This window comes from Geminocystis sp. M7585_C2015_104, from assembly GCA_015295805.1.
GTDB lineage: Bacteria > Cyanobacteriota > Cyanobacteriia > Cyanobacteriales > Cyanobacteriaceae > DVEF01.
Genome location: DVEF01000106.1, coordinates 1 through 3,917 on the forward strand (window position 1 = coordinate 1; position 3,917 = coordinate 3,917).

Annotated in this window: 3 protein-coding genes; 1 reads left to right on the forward strand and 2 read right to left on the reverse strand. The window is 45.3% G+C overall.

The window, feature by feature from the left end; translation table 11 throughout:
• Positions 1–148: 148 nt before the first annotated feature.
• Positions 149–1,432: a glutamyl-tRNA reductase gene (locus tag IGQ44_12785; GenBank protein ID HIK38851.1), complete on the reverse strand. Its 1,284-nt coding sequence runs from the start codon at positions 1,430–1,432 to the stop codon at positions 149–151.
• A 175-nt stretch (positions 1,433–1,607) separates the two neighbouring features.
• On the opposite strand from IGQ44_12785, the gene IGQ44_12790 reads away from it, so the two are divergent.
• Positions 1,608–2,825 carry an ABC transporter permease gene (locus IGQ44_12790; protein ID HIK38852.1) on the forward strand — a complete coding sequence of 406 codons (1,218 nt, stop codon included), beginning with the start codon at positions 1,608–1,610 and terminating at the stop codon, positions 2,823–2,825.
• 178 nt (positions 2,826–3,003) lie between these two features.
• Here IGQ44_12790 and IGQ44_12795 read toward each other — a convergent pair whose 3' ends face one another.
• On the reverse strand, positions 3,004–3,156 hold the full coding sequence (locus tag IGQ44_12795) for a hypothetical protein (GenBank protein ID HIK38853.1): 153 nt from the start codon (positions 3,154–3,156) through the stop codon (positions 3,004–3,006).
• Positions 3,157–3,917 lie beyond the last annotated feature (761 nt).

Consider the following 3,917-nt stretch of genomic DNA (forward strand, 5'->3'; position numbering starts at 1 on the left):
GCCCCACTCCGACCCATCCCGAACTCGGCAGTGAAACGGGGCAGCGGTGACGATACTATGGGGGCAACCCCATGGGACAATAGCTCCATGCCCGCTTCCTCATATACCCCCACGACGCCCTTAGGCGTCTTTAATTTTTTTTACCAGCTTAGAAGGCTTGTTCTGTCACCTCAAGGTTGAAGAGCAATTGTAAGGTGTGTAGAGCCTGACGTCTCACTTCCACATCCTGTTGAGCCCTTAATTGTACCATAGGCTCATGGAGAACCTTGTTTACTATCCCCCGGGTAAGGGCCTCTATGACTTCTTGATGTTTTTCCGCAAATTCTGAGCCAAGACGTGATAGGGCTTTTTCTAATTCCTGTTTCCGGATTTGCTCTATCTTGTTGCGCAGTGAACTGATGGTGGGCACAGTTTCTAAAGATTGCCACCAGAGGACAAATGCCTGTATCTCCTCCTCCAGTAGATTCTCCGCTTCTTTGGCCATTTCTCTTCTGGTAGCATGGTTTTGGGCTACCACCGCCTTTAAATCATCTACGTTGTAAGAATGGACAAACTCTAAATCGGTAACATCACTTGCTACATTTCGTGGTACAGAGATATCGATGAGGGTAAGACTTTTCCTGTGACGAAGGTGGGAAAGTTTGTTCTTGTCTAAGATGGGACTAGTGGCAGCTGTACTGGTGAAGACAATGTCAGCGTCGGCAACGACTTCTAGCATCTGTTCCAGAGGATACAACTTTAGGGCCAATTGAGGAAATTCCTTGGCCAACTCTTCTGCCTTCTCAAGGGTGCGGTTGATGATACTAATGTCTGTAACCCTCTTTGCCATCAGGTGTTTTACTAACAGACGAGACATTTTCCCCGCCCCAACGATGGCTACCCTCTTACCGGGCAGATTTTCTATCTTGGTGTCTGCCAATTCCACTGCTGCCGAACTGATGGAAACAGCCCCCGTACCTATACTTGTCTCTGTACGTACTCTCTTACCCGCACTGATGGCCTGCTTGAAAAGCCTATCCAACAAACGCCCTATGCCATTATGTTTTACCCCTAACTGGTGGGCCGTTTTCACCTGAGCGAGAATTTGCCCCTCCCCTAATACTAAACTCTCTAAACCAGCAGCCACCCTCATCAAGTGACGAATGGCATCCTGATGCAGCAAAATAAACAGGTGACGACGCAGTTGATTGAGGGGGATATGTCCTATTTCTGCCAAGAATTGGCTTATTTCCTTTACTCCCTGCTCGGTCTCCTTTACTATACTGTATATTTCCATGCGGTTACAGGTGCTGAGGATTCCCACCTCCTGGACATGGGGATAACTCAACAGCTGCCGGATTGACTGTTCCATCCTCGTCTCGGGAATGCTCAATTTTTCTCTTATTTCTACCGCCGCTGTCTTGTGAGATAAGCCTACTACGACAATGTTCATGAGTTGTCCCTGTTCCCTAAATATCCCTCTTACTATAAAGGTTTTTTAAACAATTTTAATCATTACCGAAACTGCCTATTTTGACAATTTCTCCTTAATGTTTTGCAACATAGGGAACCGCCGCTAGTCCCGCTAAAAGTTAAAATTGTTAAGAAGAGTAACAAGGGCTAGGACTATGAAATTAAAAGACTGTTTCCAAATGGCTTTTTCTACCATCCTCTCCCAGAAAATGCGTGCCGGCCTAACCATGTTGGGGATTGTCATCGGCAACGCCTCGGTGATCGCCATGAGTGGTATTGGACAGGCGGCTCAACGTCTGGCTGAACAACAGTTTACTAGTCTTGGCCCTCATGTTCTCTTTGTAGTACCCGGTAGTAGAGAATCTCGGCGGACTACTTTTGAAATACCAAATACCTTGGTGTTGGCAGACGCAGAAGCTATAGCGTCACAAGTGCCCACAGTAAAAGAGGTGGCCCCACAAATCAACTCCCGTCAATTGGTCAGTTATGGCAGTCGCAACAACAATGTCTTGATTGTGGGCACCACCCCCTCCTTTCTCACAGTTCGCAGTTTTGATGTCCAGACAGGTAGATTCCTCTCTGAGGCGGATTTAAAAGCTAATAGACGAGTTGCTGTGTTGGGCAGTCAAATAGCAGAAGATTTTTTCCCCTATACTAACCCCATCGGCGAAAGAATCCGCATCAAGAATGTTTCTTTTGAGGTTATTGGTGTAATGCAACCCAAGGGCTCCTTTTTGGGCACCAATCAGGACGAAACCATTTATATCCCCCTCACCACCATGGCTAACCAAATTGTGGGTAAAACCTCTAACTATGGGATAGAATTAACCTTTATCTCTGTTTCGGCTAAGTCAGCAGATACCATCGACGCCGCCCGTTTCCAAATCTCCAATCTCCTCCGTCTCCGTCACAAAATTGTCAGGGAAGATGATTTCCGTGTGGAAACCCAGAAGGACATTCTCAATATCGTCAGCACCGTCACCAACGGGTTAACTATTATGTTGGCCGCCATTGCCTCTATTTCCCTCATTGTGGGCGGCATCGGCGTTATGAATATTATGTTGGTCTCGGTGACGGAAAGAATCCAAGAAATCGGCCTGAGAAAGGCTATTGGTGCTACCGACGAGGATATTCTCCTTCAGTTTCTCATAGAGGCAGTTATCATCTCCGTCGCCGGGGGGATTATAGGTACTTTTTTGGGAATAGGTGTTGTATTACTAGTTGGAAATATTTCACCTCTGCCCACCACTATCTCCATCCCCACTGTCCTCTTGGCCGTTGGCACCTCTACCGCCATTGGTCTATTTTTCGGCGTCTTTCCTGCCAAACGTGCGGCACAGTTGGATCCTATTGTAGCTTTACGTAGCGCCTGAGTAGCCGTTTTCCTCTCTTCAATCTTAAACCGTGCTATGAATGTCCTGGCGAATCATTGTCTGTGATAACAGTTTTTTGTCCTTGTTGCGGCTTAACTGTTTTACCGCCCCAAAATCAATTAGAATGAGGGCCCTATCTGTTTGCCAGCGATCGGATTATGTGGAGCACATTATTATCCTAGATAAAGGCCGAAATCCCCGTCATCTCTGACAAAAACTGCAATATCCCTTCCTCCTTATATCTCCCCTTGTCTTTTATCCCCTGTAACAGTGTTTTCCCTTCAGTATATTCCCAGTAAAAATTCCCTATTCGCCGGGAGTATTTGCCCATCCCAGGATTTGTGCCTCCCTATAGGGGGTTAGACATTTGACCACACATGGGGGTTTGCCTGGGCGTAATATGTATCTAGCTATATGGGCACCGGCAAAACTGCTCTTCCCCAGGGTTTTTACTATGTTAATAGAGCTTTACTAGTAATACCCCCTTGCCATAACTGCTGATACCGGGTTTACTCTGCAACTGACTCTGATTCTCCAATAGCATTTTGACACGGCTATGGACTTTTCTTGTTTCTCCACCTGTCTTCTAATCTTCAATTGTTCCTAAGATGCTTCTCCTTTGTCCATTACCCCAAAGACAAGCTTGTTGCATATGCTATCAGAACTGAGCCTATCCTCGTTTGTTAACTTATTCATATCCTTTTTTTCTGTATATCTCTATAGCTCTCTTCTGCTGCATATTAGTAAACAAAGATTCTGATCACCTCACAGACTTACTATATTTCTCTTTATTTTTCTTTTGTAATAAACATCTATATAAACCACCTGCTCTCCCATAGTTTAGAAGTTTGTATTACTACCTTTTCTATCCAAAGTCGTGGCACTATTTTCCTGTGGGTGCCAAAAAACTGACCAGAAATAGATTATCTGTCTCCTTAGGGCTTGCATGTGCTGGGTGTTTCCTGGGCTGTTTCTTTGATTGCTCTTTCTGAATACTTGTGAAAAGTAAAAGCAATTGCCTCGGTCACCTCATAAATAACTGATAAGATTGAGCTCCTTCCGGGGCAAATTATAAATTACTTTTTTTCTGCA

Coding starts and splice junctions, on each gene's coding strand:
- IGQ44_12785 (HIK38851.1), bottom strand. CDS start 1,432: ATGAACATTGTCGTAGTAGGCTTATCTCACAAGACAGCGGCGGTAGAA.
- IGQ44_12790 (HIK38852.1), top strand. CDS start 1,608: ATGAAATTAAAAGACTGTTTCCAAATGGCTTTTTCTACCATCCTCTCC.
- IGQ44_12795 (HIK38853.1), bottom strand. CDS start 3,156: ATGGGCAAATACTCCCGGCGAATAGGGAATTTTTACTGGGAATATACT.